We start from the raw sequence: 21,872 nt of genomic DNA, 5'->3' as shown, positions 1-21,872 counted from the left end.
ATCTCCATTTATTGTAAATTGCTGAAGTTTTATTTTTACAACAAATGGGAAGATTTAGCAATATAATGCAAGAAAAAGAATTAAACGTAATTAAAATCTGCCAAGCATAGACAAAACAAGAGAACCGCTCAATGAAGCCGCTTCATTTTCATTAAAACTGTAAGTTGATTCTCCGTCATCGTCCGCCATATCGCTCATGCAACGGATAATTACAAACGGAATTTCATTTATCCAGCAAGCGTGCGCAACGGCAGCTCCTTCCATTTCAACACAAGCCGGAGAGCAAGTTTCCTGAATTGCAGATTTTTTTTCTTTGTCGCTTACAAACTGATCTCCTGTGGCAATCCGCCCAAACACAAGCTTATGTTCCGCCGGAAATTCTTTAAATGCAGAACGAGCCGCTTCAAGCATTTTGCCGTCCGCCGGAAAATCGCTGCATTTCATCTGCGGAATTTCAGTTTTTTTGTAGCCGAATCCTGTTGCGTCCATGTCGTGATAAACCGCATCCGTGGAAGCAACAAAGTCAAGAACTTTAAGCCCAAAAGCCATTGCGCCGGCAATCCCAGTGTTAATTATATGCGTGCATCCAAACTGAAGAATCAGCCGCTGGGCGCACAAAGCAGCATTTACTTTTCCAACTCCAGACTGAACCAGAACCACAGAAGAGCCGTTTATTTTTCCTTCCGTAAATATCATTCCGCCAGCCTTAGTTTCCGCTGAATTTTCTTCCAGTTTAGACTTTAAAAACTCCAATTCAACGCTCATTGCACCAATTATTCCAATCTTCTTTGACATAAAATGTTACTCCTTGCGAAATACCGCATTGTTTATAAAATTTTTCGTAAAAATTCTTCAAAATTATTGACTACATTAAAGTTTTCATATAGATTATAGCCAGCAGTAAATAAAATGACAAAATGAAGTCAACACGCTTCATAAACGGACTGTCTTTCTCCTCCTTAGGGCAGCCCGTTATTTTTTTTGTCAAAAACAGAATAATAGAAAGCAAAAGGAATTTCAATTTTCAATCTACGAATTGACACAAATTTAAAAAATCAATATATTGTTTTTTAGACAATGACGTCTGTTTTTTGGGTATTTTTATGTCCTTAGAACAGGCGTCTTTTTTTTGCCAATTAATTGAAAAAGGGGTTATTTATGTGTGGATTTGTTGGCGCATTTGATTTAAACAGCGGCTCACAGCCAATTGATGAAGGTTTAAAAGAACAGCTTCGTTCCCAAGTTCTGGATATGTCTAAAAAAATCCGTCATAGGGGACCGGACTGGAGCGGGGTTTACACAGGAAACAACGCAATTTTAAGCCACGAACGTCTTTCTATTGTAGATCCGCTTTCTGGAAAACAGCCGCTTGTTAGCGATGACGGAAAAATTATTCTTGCGGCAAACGGTGAAATTTACAATCATCAGGAAATCCGCAGACAATTTGCAGGAAAATATAGCTTCAAAACACAGAGCGACTGCGAAGTTATAATTCCGCTTTACAAAAAATACAGAGCAGAAGAAAACGGCTTTTGCAAAATGATAGAAGAGCTTTCTGGAATTTTTGCATTCGCGCTTTATGATTCAGAAAAAGACGTTTATTTAATTGCCCGCGACGAAATCGGCGTTATTCCGCTTTATCAGGCATGGGATAAGCAGGGACGTTACTATGTTGCTTCGGAACTAAAGGCTCTTGAAGGACAGAACATGGTTTCTATAGAGGAGTTTCCAAACGGACATTATTTCTATTCAAAAGACAAAAAACCGACTCTTTGGTACAAACGCGACTGGGAAGAATTCAGCGCAGTAGAAAACGCAAAACGCGCAACAGATGACAACGGAGAAATCATAAATGAAGATGTGATTCAGAATGTGCGCGATGGACTTGAAAAAGCCGTAAAGCAGCAGCTTATGAGCGACGTTCCTTATGGAGTTTTGCTTTCAGGAGGACTTGACTCAACTGTAATCGCGGCAATAACACAAAAATTCGCAAAAAAAAGAATTGAAACCGGATCTTTAAAAGATGCCTGGTGGCCGCAGCTTCACAGTTTTGCAGTAGGACTTGAAGGCAGCCCGGACTTAATCGCAGCAAAAAAAGCCGCTGACTTTATAGGAACAGTTCACCATGAAGTTCACTTTACAATTCAGGAAGCGCTGGATGCTCTTGAAGACGTAATTTACCACATTGAAACTTACGACATCACAACCGTGCGCGCATCAACACCAATGTATCTTCTTGCCCGCGTTATAAAATCCATGGGAATCAAAATGGTTCTTTCTGGCGAAGGAAGCGATGAGCTTTTTGGCGGATATTTGTACTTCCATAAAGCGCCTAATGCCCGCGAGTTCCATGAGGAGCTTGTACGCAAAATGAGCAAACTGCACCTTTACGACTGCCTGCGCGCAAACAAATCTCTTGCAGCCTGGGGAGTTGAAGGCCGAGTTCCTTTCCTTGACAAAGATTTTATTGATATTGCAATGAGGTTGAATCCTCTCGACAAAATGAATATAAAGCTTCCGAACGGAAAACAGCGCATTGAAAAATGGATTGTCCGCAAGGCATTTGAAGACATTCTTCCGCCTGACATTTGCTGGAGACAAAAAGAACAGTTCAGCGACGGCGTAGGCTACAGCTGGATTGACACATTAAAAGAAATGACAGCGCAGAAAGTTTCGGATGCAGAATTCGCCCAGAGAGCAAAAAGATTCCCGGTAAACACTCCTGTTACAAAGGAAGAATATTACTACAGGGAAATTTTTTCAAACCTCTTCCCAAGCGAAAGCGCAGCACTTGTAGTTCCGCATGAAGCCGGAGTCGCCTGCTCAACAGCAAAAGCCCTAGAATGGGACGAAGCCTGGAGCAAAATGGACGAGCCTAGCGGAAGAGCTATAAGCGGCGTACACAATGACGCTTACAAAAGATAGTTTTAAACTGAATGTCGAGCCTGTCATTATCGGGCTTGACCCGATAATCTAAAACAGATTCCTGACCGAGTTTACTGCGTAAACATCGCAGTGTCGTAGCACGGGAATGACATTTAAGAAGCCGCTTTTTTTGACTTGTATAAAACCTAGAATAAAAAAACGTGCAGCGCAAAATTTTTGTAAAAACTTAATTTAGGCAAAGGCCATGGAATCAGTTTTTGAAAGCCTAAAAGACACTTGCGAAGGCAAAATTGCCGCCGAAACAGAAAGACTTTATTTTAAACTTGAAAAGCAGCAGTCGGACTGGTACAAAAAAACAAAATTCACCTGTCCTTCTGGATGCGGAATGTGCTGCCACAACTTTGAGCCGGATTTAACACAAGCCGAGGCCAACTTTATGGCATTGTGGCTTATACAAAATCAAAGGCAAACTGCGGAAAAACTTCTTGAAAGCGCAGAAAATTCCGGCAAAACCTGCATCTTTTTCAATGCGGAAAATAATTATCATTGTTCCATTTACGGCGGACGTCCTTTTATTTGCAGGCTTTTTGGAGCAAGCTGTTTTTACAGCAAAAACCGTTCACTTGTCTGGCGGCCATGCAAATTTTATCCGGAAGAAAAACTTTCAAGGCTTGGACTTTCCCACAGGCAGTATTCAAAAGATGAAGCAGAAAAAATTCTAGGCGGCGTTCCTCCTGCAATGAGCGACATAATGGCGCAGGCAATGGCTCTCTGCCCCGAAAACAAAAGCACCGAGCCTCTGCGGAAAATTCTTCCCCGAAAAATTCAGCACATATTTTTTCTTCTCAAATGCTGCGGAAAAGTTTAATAAACGCTTAATCTTTGCTTCTTGTAAAAAACCGCCCTAAAATTTCTTTTGTTTTTAAAACATTTATAAAAGCGGCTGGATCGCATTTTTTAAGCTCACGGCTCAAAGGTCCAAGCTCATCCGCAGAAACAACTGTGTAAAGCATTGTCTTTTCTGAATTTTTGTAGCAGCCTGTTCCAATAAATTTTGTAGCGTCATGGTTTGTAGAAGTCCTTACAACATGGTACATTTCGTCGGGTTTTTCTGTGATAATAAAAAGCGTTATTTTTTGATAGCGGCGATAAAGTTCATTTAAGATTTGAGTCGAGCTGAACTGAAAAATAATCGAATAAAGAGCTTTGTCCCAGCCAAAAAGAATTCCAGCCACAACAAGAACGCAAATATTCATTCCGAAAATCATGTTCCACATATCCATGCCTTTTTTTTCAGAAAAATAAATTGCGATAAAGTCCGTTCCGCCGCTTGTAGCATCAGCATAAAGGCAGCAAGTTATAGCAAGTCCGTTTAAAATTCCACCGAAAATCGAGCACAAAAGCAAATCGTCTGTAATGCGTATTGAAGGAATAAAATCTGTAAGAAACGAAGAAATTGCAATCATCAGCAAAGAAAAAATTGTGAACTTCTTTCCAATATATTTAAAGCTTATAAAAACCGGCACGGCATTCAGCGCAAAATACAAAACTGTATACGGAATTTTTACATTGAAAAACTTCAAAAATGCTCGCTGAATCAAAAGCGAAATTCCTGCAAATCCGCCTGGAAAAAGTTCTGCCGCATAAGCAAAAGAATTCAGATTCATGGAAAAAATAACTGCGCCGGCAATAACAAGAACCACACGTTTAAAAGTTGAAGGCGTCGGAATAATCGTAGTTACATTGCTCATGTTAAAATTGTATCAATAAAATATCGTTTAGTTAAGCAAAAAAAATTGACATTCACCCCGTAGCTGAATAATATAAAAAGGGGTTACGAAATTCTCGGTAGGTTTTTTATGGAAAAGAAGAAGTCTATTTATTCAGTGCTTGTTGTTATTTCTGTTGTGCTTTCAGTTGTTGTTTCGGTCTGCGTTTCGCTGGTTCTGCGCAAGATGATTTCGGGCGAAATTACAGGAATGAAAAAAATGGAGCTTAGAGCAAGCTCGGACAGGATGCACGTTCTGTTCGATTCACGGCGGGAAAATCTTGAGAAAAAGCTTTCAGTGATTCAGGACAAGATTGACTGGAGTGGCATTTCATCTAAGGACGAAATTTTTAAGAGGCTTTCGGAAGCTCAGAAAGAAGCGGAGCTTTACAGCGTGATTCTTGCCAAAACCTCAGGCGAGACAATCTATTCAGCCGGAAAGAACAGTTCTGTTTCGCTTGCCTCCGAAAAGAACGCGCTCAAGGCTGCCGCGGGCGGAAAACTGAATTCATGCGTCTCTCTCAAAAATGACGAGGTTCTTGCAACCGCAGCCGCAAAGTTTCCAGCGATAAACGGAAGCGTTCTTTTGATTCAGCAGGAAATTTCAGACCATGAGTGGATTTCAGAATACGGTTCCACGCTCGGATGCAGCATGAACATCTTTATAGAAGACACTTGCGTTGAAAGTTCTGACATTGACGAGAACGGCAAACCAAAGACCGGCGGAAAAATGGGAAGTCCTTTCATCATCGGCGAAGTCTACGAAAAACGCCATGTCCTTGAGCTGATTGACCGCTACAAGGGAAACGTTGCCGCGACGGTTTTCAGCCCGATTGACAGCGAAGACGGAAACGCCATGCTTTACCTCGGAATAAATCTGAAGGAACTTGCAAAAAGCTCATCGCACCTTGTTAGTCTTGCGCTTCCTGTTGTGATTGTTGCGATTCTTGCAAGCCTTGGAGTAATCCTATTTATAATTCTGCAGATTGTGATGAAGCCTTTGAGAAGAACGTCCGTGGCATTCAGAAGCCTGAACGGAGAATCCGGCACTTCCGACCTTACTGTAAAAATAGACACAAACAAAGAGAATGAAATCGGCGAGATGATAGATTCCGTGAACCAGTTTATCGGAACTTTGAGAAGTCTTCTTGCGGACGTGAATTCGGCGGAATCCCAGCTTGAGTCAATAGGAACAAGCCTGGCTTCAACTTCGCAGGAATCGGCAAGCGCGGTCTCCCAGATTATGTCGAACATTCTGAGCGTAAAAAATCAGATTGAAAAACAGAACAAGACGCTTGATGAAGTTCAGGGAATTCTTGACAGCTCAAGCCGCGGAATTGATTCGCTTGAAAAGAACATCGAAGACCAGTCCGCAAAAATCACGGAATCGTCATCTTTCATCGAGAAAATGGTTGCTGACATCGCGGAAATGTCGGAATCCGTCGCAAACCTTGCCGGAGAATACAAGGAGCTTATCCGCATCACTGATTCCGGAAAGACGCGCCAGAACGAAATGGCGGATGAAATCAAGAACATGGCGGAGCAGTCCAAGAATCTTGCCGACGCGAACTCCGTAATCTCGCAGATTGCCTCGCAGACGAATCTTCTTGCCATGAACGCCGCGATTGAAGCCGCGCATGCAGGAGAAGCCGGAAAGGGATTCAGTGTTGTTGCGGACGAAATCAGAAAGCTTGCCGAGAATTCCGCCGCGCAGTCAAATTCAATCAAGAAGGAGCTTGAGACAATCGGCCAGGTGATTGCAAAGGTTGTTGAGACTTCAGAAATTTCCGTAAAGGAATTTGAAAAGATAACTGAAAAAGTCAGCTCCACTGAATCACTTGTTCAGAATGTGGACACAACAATGTCGCGCCAGCATGAGTCCTCAAAACAGGTTCTAGCGAATCTGCAGGACGTGGACGATACGACTTCAACAGTTCTCAAGACCGCAAAGGAAATGTCCGCCGCAGTTGAGAATGTTGCGACCGCAGCCGGAAACCTCGATATGCTCGCCCAGCAGGTTGCAGGAAGCATGGACGAAATGTCGGAAGGCGTAAAGGAAATAAACACCTCCGCGCAGAACATCTCCGAAATGGCGCAGACAACCCACGACAGCATAAAGGTCATGGACAGCGTCCTGTCGAAATTCAAAATCTAGCGGAAGAAAACATTTTTGCTATTGACCCCAATGTAAAATTTCAGATATAATATTTGACATTCGGGCCATTAGCTCAGTCGGTTAGAGCAGGGGACTCATAATCCCTTGGTCCTAGGTTCAAGTCCTAGATGGCCCAGTAAAATTATAAAGGACACTTCGTAATGAAGTATCCTTTTTTTTATTTAAATTAATCAACAAAAATTCTAGGACTTGAAGCGCAATGAACGCCGACGCGAAATTGCCATGCAGAGTTTCAGTTTTTAAAGAATAAACTTTACGCCTGTGTGAACTTCTATTCCTATTTCAGTAGATTTAGAAGAAAGATCAAATGTCGTGTCATCATAGCCAGATTCACTTAAAGTTCCAAAGCAAGAACCAGCATTTATTTCGCATCCCAAGGAAAGAGCCGTTGCAAACTTTGAAGTTTTTAGAATTCTGTAATTTATAGAAATTCCGAGTTCACATCCGCCTGCAAGCGACATTAAATTATACGAATCGTCTTTGTTTTCAAATGAAGTATAGCTTCCGTAAAGTCCAAGTTTAAAATCAAAGAAAAAAGATTCAGACTTGTTGTAGCGGCCGCAAAATCCCAAAGCCAAAGAATAATCTCCACCATTAACTTTGTCATTGAAAGTCTTTTTTGTTTTATCATCTTTTTTTATTTTAATTATTGCATTTCTGTAAGAAAGCATTTCAACATCAAAATAAATTCCACACTGATATTTTGAACTGTCCGTTTGGTTTTCCTGCTGACTTTCTGCAGAATCTTCATCTAATAAACTAAAAAGCATTTTTCCAGTTTCTGAATTTTCTTTTTCAACAAAATAAACAATCCCCGCTTCAAATCCAAATTCTAGCAGTTTGTTAATCGAGCCTGTAAAGTCATCTAAATTTTTTCCGCGCACAGTAGGAATTTCAATTTCTGAATGATTGATAGGCTTTCCAACAACATCGAAGCTAAACTGAATATTTGCAAAACAATTGATTGCAGCAACAAAAGCTACAGCTAAAAGCAAAAAAATCTTTTTCATAAATAAAACTCCACAAGATGGTTCATAAAAGTTTATAACACAACAACGTGTTTTTAGAAATTTTTTTTATTCTGTATTGACAAGCAAAAAGATTATAAGATATAAAAATAACATACGTTATTGTAAAAGAGAGTTTATATGAAAAATATCAGCTTGTCAATTTATTCAACAAACAGCAAAATTGTCATCTGCAAAAATTCATCTTTAAAATTATGCAACTTATCACCTAAAAAACGCGGCATAACACAAATTATATTTTCTTTTGTCCACAAACTTATATGTTTACTTTAAAATCTATGTTTTACATTAATATTTTATTCTAAAACAAAAATATATTAATGTTAATTACTAAAATCATATTGACAAACGATATACATTTTATATAATTCAATAAAACTAACAAAATAAGTACCAAAGCACTTAGGTTTTATTATTCAAGTACAAATGGGAGGAAAAATGAACCAGGTATTCAAACTATTTATCGCACTGGGACTTTTCGCTTCAAGTTTTTTTGTTCATGCGCAGGCAGCACAAGAGGCAATGCAGTCTGATGACAATTTTGACGACATCATAATGGAAGGCGAAGGCCTTACTCTTGAACAAACCGCAGATTCGGAAAAAGAAGCAGTGAGCGGAGTTTCTGTCGTAATGGACAAGGAACAACTCAAAACAACTTCGCAGATCGGACTTGTTGAAGACGTTATGAGTTCCGTGCAAACAATGCCCGGCATAACTTTTAACGGCAACTGGAACAGCGAGCCTTCAATCCGCGGAGGCTATCCAAGGGAAATGCAGACTGTTCTTGACGGAGTTTACATTCTTTATCCGTGGCACTGGGGCGGCGCATATTCAATCTTCAATCCACACATGACAGACAGCGTAAAGATGAGCAACGGAGTTTTTTCGGCGCGCTACGGACAGGCTCTTTCAGGACTTATGGAAGTAACAACAGTTCAGCCGGGCGAAGAAATTCACTTTGATTTCAACATAACTTCTATTGCGACAGATTTATTTATTCAGCTTCCAGTAACAAATAATTTTGGAGTTTTTGCAGGCGGAAAAATTACTTACATTGAAGGCTACATTGGAGCATACAAAATGTTTGGCGGTTCAAATGAAATTACAGACGCGCTAAAAACCGTTCCTTATATCCGCGACTTCTACACAAAAATTTATTGGAATCCGGCGGAAAAACTGAACTTGACTTTCAACGCATTCTACGGAAGCGACGGAGTTGGGCTTGAAACAGACGACACTGACGATGGCGAGCACACAACATCGGACTTTGATTTTAGTATGCAGACCGCATTTGCAGCATTGAACGCAAAATGGATTCCAAGCGACAACACACAAGTCAAGGCACTTGCAAGCTACAACTGGACTTTCGAAAACCTGACGTACAGCGGAACTGTTGACGGCGAATTTAAATACAACGATGATTTTCTTGAGCAGTACGGTTCCCTTTTAAGCGACGAGGCAAGAACAAGAAAAAAATATCAACTAAACACACAGAACGAAAGCCAAAAAGAGCGAATAATTGCCCATCAGATTCAGGGAAAAATTGAAGGCGAAATGGAACTTAATGCAAGTAACAGAATTGCAGTCGGCGCAGAAGAAATGTGGAGCAGAAGCGACACTACACAAAAAATGCACGGCTGGAACGAGCAGCTAAAGAAAGATTCGCCGTACCCTGACTTTTACGAAATCGATTATTCAATAAAAGAAAAAGGAAATAATGTTTTTAAATCAGCAGCTTATGTGCTTTGGAATTTTGGAACAGAAACATCTGTTTTTAGCGGAGAAACTGGATTACGCATTGACGAGCTTAACATAAGAAATTACAACGCTGATTTAAGCCTGGATGCAAAACCAGTGTTTAATCCAAGGGCAGTTCTGCACTGCACACCGTGGCGTTACACAGATTATTTTGACAAAGTTTCATTCAGCGCAGGCTGCGGACTTTTTTCTTCTGTTCCAATGGAGCTGATTGTTGCAAGCAAAGACATGGGACTTAAGGAATCAGATGTAAGTCCAAACAGGGCAATTTTCACTGTCTTAGGAACCGAGCTTAAATTCAACGAGGACTGGAACTTTAAACTTGAAGGCTACTACAAGCACTACCTGAACAGAATGTTTACTGTAGAAGACGACACAGATCCAATGGATATAAAACTTGATTCAAGATTCAACGGAAAAGGATTCACAACAGGATTCGATCTTATGCTGGAAAAGAAAAACGGCGAAAAATGGGACGGCTATCTTTCGTACTCGTTTGTAATGGCAAGATTCAAAAATCCGTATACAAAACTTTATGACGACCAGACAACAAATTACGGCGATCCGCTTGATGAATGGTACTATCCTGACTTCCACAGATTCCACACGCTGAATGCTGTTGCAAACTTCAAGTTCAAGGAGCACTGGACATTCACTGTAAAAGGAACTTTCGCCACAGGAACTCCCAAAAAAGACAGCAGCAGCATTTACTGCTACCCGGCAAAACTTGAAGACGGAACTGTAATTCAGCGTTATACAAGGAACAGTTTCTACAACGATAGTTTGCGCACACAGATTTCGTGCCCAATTGACATTAGGCTTGGCTATAAGAAAAAAGTCGGAAAATCATCACGGACAACACTTGAATACTACATCGGCGCAGAGAATATTTTCCTGAATCTTTACAGTCCAAAAGGCGAAAAAGGATTCAACAGCCGCACAGGAAAAGAAGACGATAACACTTCAAGCGCAAATTTCAACATTGGAATTCCGATGATTTCACTCGGACTTAAAATAAGCTATTAGCCTTAATTTCGAGCTTTGATAAGAACAGCAATTTAAGTGTCATTCCCGTGTCAAGCACAAGAATGACAGATAAAAAACCGATTTTTATGGGAGAAAAATATGACATTCAATTTGGTTGAACTTTTTAAACTCGGCGGACCTTTTATGTGGGTTCTTCTTATTTTCAGCATTGCGACATTCGCGCTGGTTTTGGAACGTTGCATTTATCTTTTCTGGCACGACTGCAATGTTTCATCTTTAAGCAACAGTATAAAAAAACTTTTAAGGCAGAACAAAAAAGACGAAGCGGAACAACTTCTTTCTTCATTCAGCCGCAAAAAAACAGCCGCAACAGTTTTTCTAGCTCTTTTACAGAATTCAAAATTCGGAGAGTCAAGAATGGAAAAAGCTGCGGAAAGTGAAGCTCAGGAAAGAATCCGCAGAATGGAAAACGGCTTTAATTATCTTACAGCTCTTTCTTCACTTGCGCCTCTCACAGGATTTTTGGGAACAGTTTCAGGAATGATTGGAGCTTTCAAGTCGATTGCGGACGCCACAGATGTAAATGCGCAACTTGTCGCAGGCGGAATTTACGAGGCCTTAATTACAACAGTTTTCGGACTTATAATTGCGATTGTTGCCCTTGTCGCCTACAATCTTTTTGTTCAGAAAGTCGATGTCTTTGCCGCCGAAACTTCAAAAGCCGTAAACGACATTATTCCAGAACTTCTTGGTGCACAAAATGATTAAAAGCAAAAGACGACCGTTTGAAGACACAAGCTCAGGCTCGCTTCAGGACTTGAGCTTCCTCTTGATTGTGTTTTTCATTGTGATTGCGGGATTCAATGTGAACAAGGGCTTTGTGCTGAATTTGCCGTCAAAAGAAAAACCGAAAGTTGTGCAGCAGAACGACCTTATTAAAGCCAGACTGAATGCAGATGGAACTCTAATTCTCAACGGAAAAAACGCAAGCCTTGAAGAGCTTTGCACCGCGCTTCAGGAAAAACAAAAAGAATGGCCGAACATGACATTTCTTCTTTTTATAAATCCCGAAACTCTTTATCAAAATGTAGTCGATGTGATTTATGAGATAAGAAATCTTAATATAGAAAACTTCTGCTTCAAAATGGAAGACAGTGTATGAACATAAAACGCAAAAAACGAAAAGCAAGCATAACAACATCCTCAATGTCGGACATAGGATTTCTCCTGCTGATTTTTATAATGCTGATTTCGCTTATGAACCAGCGTTATGAAGAACACATTGAATATTCCGAAGCAAAGCAGCTACAAAAGACAAGTCTTGAACACAACTTTGAAATCTGGATTCAAAAAGACGGAACTGTAAGCGCAAACAAGCAAAATGCAACGCCGGAACTTCTGGAAGCCCTTGTTGTTTCCGCAATTGCCGAGCATCCAGATGTGCAAGTCCACATAATCGCAGATAAAAACACGCCTTATAAATATGTGAATTCAGTTGTGTCCGTTTTGCAGTCGCTTCAGCACAGAGTTGTAAGCTTTGTGGTAAAGGAGTTTGTAAAATGAAACAGCCGAAATTCTGCGGAATCTGCCAAAAATTCTACAAGCCGCTCATACTTATCGTAACAATTCTTCTTCACATCGGGGCGTTCTGTATTTTCAAGGGAAAGAACGAAAAAAAACTTGAAGAGCAAGATTTTATTGAGACAAAAGTTTTCAAGCTCGTTGATGCACAGGAATATCTTCCGCCGCCACCAAAACAAAAATCCGCTCCAAAAAGAGAAGCTGAAGTTGCAGAACACAAAGAGCCAAAAGCAAGCGAAAAAATCGAAGAGAAAAAAGAGGAAATTGCAAAAGAACAACAAAAACAAGAAGCAGAGCCTGAGCCGTTCGCAGACTATGTTCCTCAGCACAAGATTTCAAAAGCACCAGCATTTCCTTCAAAAAAAATTCTAAGTCGACTTTCCTATCCGCAGATGGCAAAAAAACAGAAAATTGAAGGCGTAGTTGTGCTTGAACTTTTTATAGATTCCAAGGGAAAAGTTGTAAAAATCAACGTGCTGAAAAATCCCGGCTACGGATTTGCAGAAGCGGCAGTGGCAGCGTTCAACGGAATAGATTGTGTCCCATCGTTAATCAACGGAAAAGCTTGCGCTGTAAGATACAGATACCCTGTCAGATTTAAATTGACGTAATATATAATAGAAGAAAACATTTCAGTTAGAGCAAAAAAATACGTTCCTGCTCTAACAGGAAAGAACTTCCGCTTAAAGCAAAAATGCCGTTCCTGTTTGAATAGGAAGCACGTTCCGCTTAGAACAGGAAACAAAAATTCTACGGTTGATTTCCCTTTAAAAACTGCCGTTGTAAATATTGATTTTTTACTGTATTCTATAGCGTATGGCTTACGAAGTTACAGCGACAAGGCGTCGTCCACAAAATTTTGACAATCTTGTTGGTCAGGAATTCGTTGCAGAAACCCTCAAGAATTCAATTCAGTCAAAAAAAATAGCTCACGCATATTTGTTTTCAGGTCCGAGAGGATGCGGAAAAACATCAACTGCAAGAATTCTTGCAAAAGCCCTGAACTGCCAGAAAGGACCTACAGCTTTTCCGTGCGGAGAATGCGCAGCCTGTAAGGAAATAACAGCCGGTTCTTCGCTCGATGTAATTGAAATAGACGGAGCTTCAAATACAAGCGTAAATGATGTTCGCCAGATAAAAGATGAAGTTTTGTTTCCGCCGAATTCATGCAGATACAAAATCTACATAATCGATGAAGTCCACATGCTTTCAACTTCAGCATTCAACGCACTTTTAAAGACAATTGAAGAGCCGCCGCCATACTGCATTTTTATTTTCGCAACTACGGAAATCCAAAAAGTTCCAGCTACAATAAAATCAAGATGCCAGCAGTTCAACTTTAGGCTTGTTCCAATTGAAAAAGTAAAACAGCAGCTTGCAGAAGCCGCCAGCGAACTTGGAATAAAGGCAGAAGACGAAGCGCTTTATTGGATTGCAAGAGAATCAACAGGCTCAATGAGAGATTCGTACACGCTCTTTGATCAGGTTGCAGCTTTTTCCGGCGGAGAAATCACTTACGAAAAAATCCGCGACAAGCTTGGACTTGTTGGAGTTGACCGCTTGAATGAAATATTCGGATTCTGTGTAAAAAAAGATTCAGAAAACGCGCTATTAAAGCTTGATGAATATTTGCAGAACGGCGTAAGCATTGAGCAGCTTATTTCAAACTGCGCAGACTATTTAAGGTCAATTCTTCTTATAAAAAGCGGTGTAAAAAAAGAATCCTTGCTTGGACAAAGCGCAGACCGTTTTTCTAAAGAAGTGTTGGATTCCTGGAATTCAGTGCAGACAGAAAGAGCACTTGGAATTTTTATGCAACTTTACAGGGATGTCCGCTACTCGCTAAGCCCAAGATACGAATTTGAGCTTGCAGTTTCAAGGCTTTGCTGGCTTAAAGATTACGTTTGCGCAGCGGAAGTCAAAAAAGCAATTGATGCTGTAAAACCGATTTTGGCAAATTCAACCTCGCAAAGAAAAATCCCTGCTGAAAAAAAAAATGAACCGGTAAATATAAATGCGCCAAGGAATTCGTTTTTATCTGTTCCCGCTCCAATTCCCACATTCAGCGCGCTGGAAGAAGACGAAGACTCTTTTTATGATGGCGGAGCTGAACCGCCTGAAAAATTTTCAGCAGAGGCAGAAACCAAGCCTTTAGAGCAAAACCAAGATATTCCGCAACAAAAAGAATCCGCGGCAAAAGATGTAGACACTTCTGACATAGAAAAAGTAAAAGAAGCAATGATTTCTGATTTTTCTGTGGACGATGCTTTGCTTGCCAGCACTTTAATGCAAACAAAAGAATGGAAGCTTGAAGAAAACAAAGCAAGCGCAATAAGTGAAAATCAGTTTGAGCAGATGCAGATTCAGCAGCAGGCTTCTAAAATTTCAGAATATCTTTCTAAAATTTACGGACGGACAATAAGCTTTGAAATTCAGTTTGTTCCGAAAAAAGTTGAAGAAAAAAAGCAGGAAATTCCTACAGAAGTAAAAATTCTCCGGGATGTCTTTAAAGGAACTATAACCGTAGGAGCGTAAAATGAAAAAAACATTCGCTTTATTTTTATGCGCCGGCTTGTTTTTTAGCTGCGGACAAAAATCTCCTGAAATGACACTTGAAGAAATTGCGGAATACAAAAAAAATTCAGGCTCGCTTCTTCTTGGAAAGACTCTCTACAAACCATGGAAAGGCGGCAGTTTTGCAGATGGAACAGAAGGCGGAGAATGGCTTTCTTCAGTGAATGCGGACCCAAAAACTTTCAACCAGTACATTGCAGAACGCGATGCAGAAAGCGCAGGAATTATAAATCAGACTTTGGATTCGCTTGTGGACTATGACAATGCTGAAAAAAAATGGTTTCCAAAAGCTGCATTCTTTGAAGTAGAAACAAACAAGGAAAAAAACACGCTCACCGTTCATTACACCTTGCGTGAAAATCTTTATTGGACTTGGTTCGGTTCAGATAAAAAAGTTCCTGTAACTTCTGATGACGTTGTTTTCTGGTACAACGAAATTGCAGGAGATCCAGCGTTCCAAAGCTCAGGCTACAACGGACAGTTTGTTTCCATGCCAGACGGAAGCTCTGCGCGCATTGAATGTGTAAAAATAAACGACAGGCAGTTTGATTTTGTTTTTCCGCGGATTATAGCAGATCCGCTTCTTGCCACAAACATGAACTTTTGTCCGTCTTTTATTTATAAAAAAGCAAAGGAAGAAAAAGGCGCAGAAGGTGTAAAAGACTTATTCAAGGCTTCGTGCAATGTACAGGAAATTCCTTCAATGGGAAGATGGTACATAGCTGAATATATTCCGGGCCAAAGAATAGTGTACAAGAAAAATCCGTACTACTGGGAAAAAGACTTTCAAGGAAAAACCACAACTTACATAGACACAAAGACAGTTCAAATTGTAGGAAATCCGCGGACTGAATATCTTTTGTTCAAGCAAGGAAAATTGGAATCCTATTCGCCTGTTCCAGAAGAAGTTGATGCTGTAATAAGCGGACAAAAAGATTCTTACAAAGTTTTCCGCTCAGAAGGTTCAATTGGAACTGCAATGTGGACTTTCAATCAGAATCCAAAAAACAGAGGAAAAAATTTCTACAGCTGGTTTACAAAAAAAGAATTCCGTCAGGCAATGAGCTGTCTTTTAAACCGTGAAAGAATAATTGAACAGACTTACCGCGGACTTGCTGAGCCAAAGTACAATTTTTTTCCAAGCGTAAATCCTTATTACAATGAAGCAATCACACTAAAATACAGATTCGACAAAGAAATGGCTTTGCGGCTTTTGTCAAAAATCGGAATAAACCAAGATTCAAACGGAACAATGCGCGATGCCTTTGGAAACGAAATTTCATTTGACCTTACAATCGCTTCTTCTAGCACAACCGCAAACGACATGGCGCAAATTGTGGCGGACGAATGTTCAAGCGTTGGAATAACCGTGAATGTTCGTCAGGTTGACTTTCAGAAACTGATTGAGCTTTTGACTTCAACTTATGACTGGCAGTCAGTGTTCATTGGGCTTGGCGCGAATATTTTTCCAACGCAAGGAAGCAATGTCTGGCCTTCAAGCGGAAACCTGCATCTTTGGTATCCAGAGCAAAAAACTCCGGCAACTGAATGGGAAGCAAGAATTGACCATCTTTACAACGAAGGTTCATTTACAAACGATTTCAATCAGGCTAAAAAAATTTGGGATGAATATCAGTCCATTATTCTTGAGCAATGCCCGATAATTTATCTTGTAAGCATGAAAACTTTTTTTGCCCTTCAAGGCAAATGGGATATTTCAAACTTTTTTTACGACAATATGAACGGAGCAATGACGGAACGAATTTTCTTGTCGCAGATTCAGTAAGGAAAAAATATGGCAGCATTTTTAAAAAAACTTTGGGAAACAATTTCTTTTCCTTGGAACTACTTTAAAAAGCAAAGTCCACTCGCATCTTTTATAACTGGCAGAATCGCAACGATGGCAGCTCTTCTTTTTCTTTTGGGGCTTGCAATGTTCGCGCTTATGGAACTTGCTCCCGGAGACATAGTTGACCAGATGATGACGCAGCAAATTGCATCTTCCATGAATTCAACTTCGGTTTCACCGTCGCAAATTTCAAAAGACAACAGCTTTACAACAGATCAAGGCCAGCAGCTTAGAAAAGAACTTGGACTAGACAAGCCGTTTTACGCGCAATATATGGACTGGCTAAAAAGAGTTTTTATAAACCACGATCTTGGAATAAGCTTGATTTCCAGAACGCCGGTAAGTTTTTTGATTTTATCGCGTCTTAAAAATTCAATAGTTTTGAATTTGATTTCGCTTGTTTTTATTACGTCATTTTCTTTTTTGCTCGGAGTTTATTTTTCTAGCAAAGCCGGAACTAGAACCGATGTGGCTGCAACTTTTTTCGCGTTGTTTTTTCATGCGTTCCCGGGAATTTTGCTTTTGATTCTTTTGCAGCTTTTTGCATCTATAACAGGATTTTTTCCAGTAACAGGCTATCCGAATTTTCCATTCTCTGAAAATCCGCTGAAATTTTCATTCAGCTATGTTCATCATATTTTTCTTCCGCTGCTAGCTTCTTTTCTTGGCGGAGTCGGAGGAACTATGAGAATGATCCGCTCAACAATGCTGGATCAAATGGGACTTCCTTACATCATGGCTCTTCGTTCACGAGGAATTTGCGAGCGCAGAATTTATTTGAACCATGCTTTTAAAAACACGCTTAATCCGTATATAACAGGCAGCGCAAATCTTCTTGCAAGCCTTTTTAGCGGAAGCTTGATTTTGGAAATAATCTTTTCATATCCGGGAATAGGCCGGCTGATGTATGAAGCTGTAACCCAGCAGGATGTAAATCTTGTTCTGGCGAACAGCATGTTTGTTTCCGCGTTAGTTCTTGCTGGAATGATTATTTCAGACATCACACTTGCAATTGTAGATCCTAGAATCAGATATAAATAATTTTTTGGAGTGCTTTATGAAAAAACTTTTGTTTACCATTGCCGCAAGCGCATTGCTTGCCTTTGTTCAGATTTCCTGCTCTACGAACAAGATTCCAACGGAAATTCCAAAGCCGTCGGTTTCATTCAATTCAATTTCATTTGTTTCGCTCGATTTAGAAGGAATAACATTAAAGTGCGACTACGCAATCAAAAATCCTTATCCGGTTTCACTTTCACTTGCAAAACTTGCGGCGGATATAACTTGCAACGGCGAAGCTTTTACAACTTTGACCGCAGACGAAGGAATTTCACTTTCAGCAAAATCCACAAAAGAAAACTCATTCAACTTTAAAATTCCTTATGATTCAATTTTGAACTTTGCAAAAACTTTCAAGTCTGAAAAAACGCTTCCATTCAAGATAGCGGGAAATGCGACAATCGACAATATTCCGCTTATTTCTTCAATAACATTGCCTTTTTCAAAAGACTTTGACGTTCCTGTATTCAAGCCAAGCTTTTCATTTTCAAGTCCAAAAGTTGTTCTTCCGACTGCAAAAGAAATTATTTCATCTTTCACAAAAAGCGGAATCTCGGCGGTAAAAGCGGCAAGTGCGGCGACTTCACTGGCTTCTGGAAAACCGATCGCAGAAAACTTGCTCGACAAAGTGAACATGGACGTAAAAATTAACTTCAACTTGAATGTAAAAAATGAAGGAGGCGCAGACTGGAAGTACATTTTGAATTCATGCAAAATAAGCTCAGGCGGAAAAGAACTTACAGTTCTTGACGTTGCCCAAAACGAAATAAATTCCGCAGACGGAACAATTCCGCTCACAGCCACAGTCAACACAATTACAGCTGGAAAATTTATCACTCAGATTATAAATAAATCTGGAACAAATCCGACATTCGCGCTTGAAAGCGGCATTTCATTTCCGCAGTTAAAATCAGTAACTTTGCCTTTGTCTTGCTCAAAAGAAATTCCGCTAAGCAAATTTGCCATTGGAAAATAAAACAAAATGAAGCAGCTTTTTAAATATATTACAGGACGACCAGTTGCGCTTGCCTCTTTAATCGTGATTGCCGCGATTTACATTGTCATGATTTTTGCTGAATTTTTTGCTCCTTATTCAGCGACTGCATCTTTTTCGAAAGATACTTTTCATCCTGCAAATATTGAGCTGACTTCCAAAGGTCTAAAAGTCCGTGAATTCCGGGTTTTGGAAAGCACAACTTGGCATTATGCAAAAGTAAAGGATTTGCGGCACGACCTGAAATTTTTTGTTCATGGACATAAATACAAAGTTCTTGGAATAATTCCATGCGACCTTCATCTTTTTGGAACAAAGCCTGATTCAAATGGAAGCCAATACCCGGTATTCTTAATCGGAGCAGACAATTTAGGACGAGACCTTTTTTCAAGAATCGTATACGGAAGCAGAATTTCACTTACGATTGGATTTATTGCCAGCGCAGTTTCATTAGTTCTTGCAATAGTTTTTGGCGGACTCGCAGGATTTTACGGAGGCTCAACAGACTGGTTTATAATGCGATTCAGCGAATTTTTTATGCTCATTCCTAGCCTTTACTTAATCCTTTTTTTGCGTTCGCTTTTAAACACAAACATGGACTCTGGAACTTCCTACATGGTAATTACGATAATCCTTTCTCTTGTAGGATGGCCGGGAAGCGCGCGGACTTTGCGTGGAATGATTCATTCAATAAAGCGTGAAGAATTTGTTCAGAACGCAGTCCTTGAAGGAACACCATCTCTAGTAGTAATCTTTAACTATATAATTCCGCAGATTGCAAGCCTTCTTATTGTAAGCACAACGCTTTCGATTCCAGGATTTATTATGAGCGAAACAACACTTTCGTATCTTGGACTTGGAATAAATGATCCTGCTGTAAGCTGGGGCTCGCTTATAAACCGCGATATTTCAACTTTAAACAATCTCAAAAATTTTCCGTGGCTCTTAACTCCTGTGTGGCTCTTGCTTGCCGTAACGCTCGCATTTAACTTTTTGGGCGACAGTCTGCGTGATTTTTATGATCCGTTCCATTCAGTTTTTCCAACTTGGAAAAAAAGACAGCTTGAAAAGAAAATCAAGACACATTCTGCTCAATGCGAATTTTCAATGGCGGAACTTCAGCGTTCTTTTTTAACTGTGCAAAATCTTTTTGTAACTTTTGACGTTTCAGCTGGAAACAAAAATATTCAGATTCAGGCTGTGCGCGGAGTAACTTTTTCAATGAAGCGCGGAGAAATTCTTGGAATTGTCGGAGAAAGCGGCTCAGGAAAATCTGTTTCCACAACGGCGGTTTCTGGACTTTTGCCGGGGAACGCCTTTGTTGAAGGCAGAATTTTCTTTAAAGGCATTGAACTTACATCTCTTTCGCAAGATCAGTTTAGGGAATTGCGCGGAAGAAAAATCGGCTGCATCTTTCAAGAGCCTGGACGCTCATTTGATCCGCTCCAAAGCATAGAAAATGTTTTTGCGGAAACTTTTAGGAATTCAGAACCTGAGCTTTCAAAAGAAGAATGCAAAAAACGCGCTATAGAACTTTTAAATGAAGTGGGACTTCCAGACGCAGAAAAGCGCCTAAAGAATTTTCCGCACCAGTTTTCAGGAGGACAGCTTCAAAGAATCAGCATTGCGCTTTCATTGGCACAAGGCTGCGACCTTCTCATTGCGGACGAGCCTACAACTGCGCTCGATGTTACAATTCAGGCGCAAATCGTGGAGCTTTTGGCAGACTTAAGAAACAAGCGCGGACTTTCAATAATTTTTATAAGCCACAACATTGACCTTGTAGCTTCGCTTTGCGACAACATAATTGTAATGTACGGCGGACTAATCATGGAAAAAGGAACTTCTGCCCAAATAATAAAAAATCCGCGGCATCCTTATACAAAGGCACTTTTAGCTTCCACGCCGAAATTCGGAAGCCACTACACGGAGCAAGTGCTTTCTTCTATTCCAGGAAGAGTTACAGATCCTGCATCTCCTGAAAGCGGCTGTCCGTTTGCTCCAAGATGCGGCTTTAGAAAAGATGAATGCGAAAAAGAAAACTTCAAATGCTATAAAATGATATAAAAAGGATTAGTTTTATATGAAAAAAGATATAATATTGTGCGCTGAAAACCTGCAAAAACACTTTGGACTTGACGCTGGATTCTTTGCAAAAAAAAACAAGCAAGTCTATGCGGTAAACGGAGTTTCATTTGAAATTGAGCGCGGAAAAACTTACGGACTTGTAGGCGAAAGCGGCTGCGGAAAAACAACAACAGCCCGGCTTTTAGTAAAAATGTACGATGCTGATTCTGGGAAAATTTATTTCAATCCGCAGGAAAAAACAGAACCTATTGAAGTCGCAAATCTGGACAAAAAAGCTCTTTCCGCATATAGGGAAAAAGTAAAATACATTTTTCAAGACCCTTCACGCTCGCTGAATCCGCGAATGACAATTGCAAGCATTTTATCATCGCCTTTAAAATACTCATCGCATTGGCAGGGAAAAGAACAGGCACGTGAAAAAGCCGCCGCCTTGCTTGAAGAAATCGGGCTAGACAAAGCGGATTTGGACAGACGGCCGCAGGAATTTTCAGGCGGACAAAGGCAGCGCATTTCAATTGCACGCGGACTTATTCTTGAGCCGGAACTTTTGATTTGCGATGAAGTTGTAAGCGCGCTGGATGTTTCTGTTCAGGCACAAATTCTGAATCTTTTGCAGGATTTAAGGAAAAAACGCGGACTTTCATTTTTGTTTATTGCCCACGATTTAAAAGTTTCCTGCTATTTTTGCGACACAATCGGCGTAATGTACCGCGGAATGATTGTAGAAGAAGCAGAAGCGAAAAATCTTTACAAGGAAGCCTTGCATCCATACACGCAGACACTTTTTGCCGGAGCAGGCGGAAAATTTCAAGTTGAAAAAACAGGCGAAATGAAAACATTGCTTGAAAGTCTTTCTGGCTGTCCGTTTGCCCACAGATGCCCAAAAGCACAGGAAAAATGCCGCTCTGAAATTCCGCCTTTAAAGCAGATTTCAGAAAACCATAAAGTGCGCTGTTTTCTTATAGAATAGACTCTAAAAACGCCTTAATACTACAAAAGTATGACAATTCAACTAATTATGTGGAATTTTTAGAATTATATTCGTTTTTGTACCCTTACTTTTAAAGATTTTCCCTTAATTCCGCAGTTAAAAAAAACAAAAAAAATCTGCCCCCAAGAATCAC

17 protein-coding genes and 1 tRNA gene are annotated in these 21,872 nt (G+C 40.2%); 15 read left to right on the top strand and 3 right to left on the bottom strand.

What is annotated here, in order from left to right; all coding sequences use genetic code 11:
- Positions 1–90: 90 nt before the first annotated feature.
- Complete coding sequence (locus B3209_RS06855; protein ID WP_296662230.1) at positions 91–795, bottom strand: 5'-methylthioadenosine/adenosylhomocysteine nucleosidase; 705 nt, start codon at positions 793–795, stop codon at positions 91–93.
- 363 nt (positions 796–1,158) lie between these two features.
- Here B3209_RS06855 and asnB point away from each other — a divergent pair, with 363 nt between their 5' ends.
- Together asnB and B3209_RS06845 are read left to right on the top strand one after the other, a co-directional pair.
- On the top strand, positions 1,159–2,925 hold the full coding sequence (gene asnB / locus B3209_RS06850; RefSeq protein ID WP_296662231.1) for an asparagine synthase B: 1,767 nt from the start codon (positions 1,159–1,161) through the stop codon (positions 2,923–2,925).
- Between the two features lie 205 nt (positions 2,926–3,130).
- Positions 3,131–3,754 carry a YkgJ family cysteine cluster protein gene (locus tag B3209_RS06845; RefSeq protein WP_296663970.1) on the top strand — a complete coding sequence of 208 codons (624 nt, stop codon included), beginning with the start codon at positions 3,131–3,133 and terminating at the stop codon, positions 3,752–3,754.
- Between the two features lie 7 nt (positions 3,755–3,761).
- On the opposite strand, the gene B3209_RS06840 is transcribed toward B3209_RS06845, so the two are convergent.
- The gene (locus B3209_RS06840; protein ID WP_296663968.1) at positions 3,762–4,637 is read right to left on the bottom strand and encodes a YitT family protein; all 876 of its coding nucleotides are present in this window, start codon (positions 4,635–4,637) and stop codon (positions 3,762–3,764) included.
- 108 nt (positions 4,638–4,745) lie between these two features.
- Here B3209_RS06840 and B3209_RS06835 point away from each other — a divergent pair, with 108 nt between their 5' ends.
- Together B3209_RS06835 and B3209_RS06830 are read left to right on the top strand one after the other, a co-directional pair.
- A complete protein-coding gene (locus B3209_RS06835) occupies positions 4,746–6,809 on the top strand; it encodes a methyl-accepting chemotaxis protein (protein ID WP_296663966.1) in 2,064 nt (687 codons plus the stop codon).
- 62 nt (positions 6,810–6,871) lie between these two features.
- A tRNA-Ile gene (locus tag B3209_RS06830) sits at positions 6,872–6,945 on the top strand.
- 124 nt (positions 6,946–7,069) lie between these two features.
- On the opposite strand, the gene B3209_RS06825 is transcribed toward B3209_RS06830, so the two are convergent.
- Positions 7,070–7,840, bottom strand: coding sequence for a hypothetical protein (locus tag B3209_RS06825; protein ID WP_296663965.1), 771 nt, complete (start codon positions 7,838–7,840; stop codon positions 7,070–7,072).
- A gap of 456 nt (positions 7,841–8,296) precedes the next feature.
- Here B3209_RS06825 and B3209_RS06820 point away from each other — a divergent pair, with 456 nt between their 5' ends.
- The 11 genes from B3209_RS06820 (at position 8,297) to B3209_RS06770 (ending at position 21,718) form a co-directional block, all read left to right on the top strand.
- The gene (locus tag B3209_RS06820; protein ID WP_296663963.1) at positions 8,297–10,642 is read left to right on the top strand and encodes a TonB-dependent receptor plug domain-containing protein; all 2,346 of its coding nucleotides are present in this window, start codon (positions 8,297–8,299) and stop codon (positions 10,640–10,642) included.
- A gap of 99 nt (positions 10,643–10,741) precedes the next feature.
- The gene (locus tag B3209_RS06815) at positions 10,742–11,371 is read left to right on the top strand and encodes a MotA/TolQ/ExbB proton channel family protein (RefSeq protein WP_296663962.1); all 630 of its coding nucleotides are present in this window, start codon (positions 10,742–10,744) and stop codon (positions 11,369–11,371) included.
- Complete coding sequence (locus tag B3209_RS06810; RefSeq protein WP_296663960.1) at positions 11,364–11,765, top strand: ExbD/TolR family protein; 402 nt, start codon at positions 11,364–11,366, stop codon at positions 11,763–11,765. Before B3209_RS06815 ends, B3209_RS06810 begins: the two co-directional genes overlap by 8 nt.
- On the top strand, positions 11,762–12,166 hold the full coding sequence (locus B3209_RS06805) for an ExbD/TolR family protein (RefSeq protein WP_296663958.1): 405 nt from the start codon (positions 11,762–11,764) through the stop codon (positions 12,164–12,166). The genes B3209_RS06810 and B3209_RS06805 overlap by 4 nt, the downstream gene beginning before the upstream one ends.
- Positions 12,163–12,795 carry an energy transducer TonB gene (locus B3209_RS06800; protein WP_296663957.1) on the top strand — a complete coding sequence of 211 codons (633 nt, stop codon included), beginning with the start codon at positions 12,163–12,165 and terminating at the stop codon, positions 12,793–12,795. Before B3209_RS06805 ends, B3209_RS06800 begins: the two co-directional genes overlap by 4 nt.
- 205 nt (positions 12,796–13,000) lie before the next feature.
- Positions 13,001–14,719 carry a DNA polymerase III subunit gamma/tau gene (dnaX, locus tag B3209_RS06795; RefSeq protein ID WP_296663955.1) on the top strand — a complete coding sequence of 573 codons (1,719 nt, stop codon included), beginning with the start codon at positions 13,001–13,003 and terminating at the stop codon, positions 14,717–14,719.
- A 1-nt stretch (position 14,720) separates the two neighbouring features.
- The gene (locus tag B3209_RS06790) at positions 14,721–16,544 is read left to right on the top strand and encodes an ABC transporter substrate-binding protein (protein WP_296663953.1); all 1,824 of its coding nucleotides are present in this window, start codon (positions 14,721–14,723) and stop codon (positions 16,542–16,544) included.
- A gap of 9 nt (positions 16,545–16,553) precedes the next feature.
- Positions 16,554–17,648 (top strand): ABC transporter permease, encoded by a 1,095-nt coding sequence (locus tag B3209_RS06785; RefSeq protein WP_296090350.1) that lies wholly within the window; start codon positions 16,554–16,556, stop codon positions 17,646–17,648.
- Between the two features lie 16 nt (positions 17,649–17,664).
- Positions 17,665–18,642 carry an LEA type 2 family protein gene (locus B3209_RS06780; protein ID WP_296663950.1) on the top strand — a complete coding sequence of 326 codons (978 nt, stop codon included), beginning with the start codon at positions 17,665–17,667 and terminating at the stop codon, positions 18,640–18,642.
- A gap of 6 nt (positions 18,643–18,648) precedes the next feature.
- On the top strand, positions 18,649–20,727 hold the full coding sequence (locus B3209_RS06775) for a dipeptide/oligopeptide/nickel ABC transporter permease/ATP-binding protein (RefSeq protein ID WP_296663947.1): 2,079 nt from the start codon (positions 18,649–18,651) through the stop codon (positions 20,725–20,727).
- A 16-nt stretch (positions 20,728–20,743) separates the two neighbouring features.
- Positions 20,744–21,718 carry an oligopeptide/dipeptide ABC transporter ATP-binding protein gene (locus B3209_RS06770; RefSeq protein ID WP_296663945.1) on the top strand — a complete coding sequence of 325 codons (975 nt, stop codon included), beginning with the start codon at positions 20,744–20,746 and terminating at the stop codon, positions 21,716–21,718.
- The last annotated feature ends 154 nt before the right edge of the window (positions 21,719–21,872 follow it).

This window comes from Treponema sp. UBA6852 (assembly GCA_002449305.1).
Lineage (GTDB): Bacteria > Spirochaetota > Spirochaetia > Treponematales > Treponemataceae > Treponema_D.
Note: the sequence above shows the minus strand (reverse complement) of the source record. Positions and strands in the feature narration are given on the sequence as shown.

Excerpts from the sequence above, each read along its gene's own strand:
- B3209_RS06785 (WP_296090350.1), top strand. The coding sequence starts at position 16,554 with ATGGCAGCATTTTTAAAAAAACTTTGGGAAACAATTTCTTTTCCTTGG.
- B3209_RS06780 (WP_296663950.1), top strand. The coding sequence starts at position 17,665 with ATGAAAAAACTTTTGTTTACCATTGCCGCAAGCGCATTGCTTGCCTTT.
- B3209_RS06820 (WP_296663963.1), top strand. The coding sequence starts at position 8,297 with ATGAACCAGGTATTCAAACTATTTATCGCACTGGGACTTTTCGCTTCA.
- dnaX (WP_296663955.1), top strand. The coding sequence starts at position 13,001 with ATGGCTTACGAAGTTACAGCGACAAGGCGTCGTCCACAAAATTTTGAC.
- B3209_RS06810 (WP_296663960.1), top strand. The coding sequence starts at position 11,364 with ATGATTAAAAGCAAAAGACGACCGTTTGAAGACACAAGCTCAGGCTCG.
- B3209_RS06775 (WP_296663947.1), top strand. The coding sequence starts at position 18,649 with ATGAAGCAGCTTTTTAAATATATTACAGGACGACCAGTTGCGCTTGCC.
- B3209_RS06855 (WP_296662230.1), bottom strand. The coding sequence starts at position 795 with ATGTCAAAGAAGATTGGAATAATTGGTGCAATGAGCGTTGAATTGGAG.
- B3209_RS06770 (WP_296663945.1), top strand. The coding sequence starts at position 20,744 with ATGAAAAAAGATATAATATTGTGCGCTGAAAACCTGCAAAAACACTTT.
- B3209_RS06840 (WP_296663968.1), bottom strand. The coding sequence starts at position 4,637 with ATGAGCAATGTAACTACGATTATTCCGACGCCTTCAACTTTTAAACGT.
- B3209_RS06815 (WP_296663962.1), top strand. The coding sequence starts at position 10,742 with ATGACATTCAATTTGGTTGAACTTTTTAAACTCGGCGGACCTTTTATG.
- asnB (WP_296662231.1), top strand. The coding sequence starts at position 1,159 with ATGTGTGGATTTGTTGGCGCATTTGATTTAAACAGCGGCTCACAGCCA.
- B3209_RS06825 (WP_296663965.1), bottom strand. The coding sequence starts at position 7,840 with ATGAAAAAGATTTTTTTGCTTTTAGCTGTAGCTTTTGTTGCTGCAATC.
- B3209_RS06800 (WP_296663957.1), top strand. The coding sequence starts at position 12,163 with ATGAAACAGCCGAAATTCTGCGGAATCTGCCAAAAATTCTACAAGCCG.
- B3209_RS06835 (WP_296663966.1), top strand. The coding sequence starts at position 4,746 with ATGGAAAAGAAGAAGTCTATTTATTCAGTGCTTGTTGTTATTTCTGTT.
- B3209_RS06790 (WP_296663953.1), top strand. The coding sequence starts at position 14,721 with ATGAAAAAAACATTCGCTTTATTTTTATGCGCCGGCTTGTTTTTTAGC.
- B3209_RS06805 (WP_296663958.1), top strand. The coding sequence starts at position 11,762 with ATGAACATAAAACGCAAAAAACGAAAAGCAAGCATAACAACATCCTCA.
- B3209_RS06845 (WP_296663970.1), top strand. The coding sequence starts at position 3,131 with ATGGAATCAGTTTTTGAAAGCCTAAAAGACACTTGCGAAGGCAAAATT.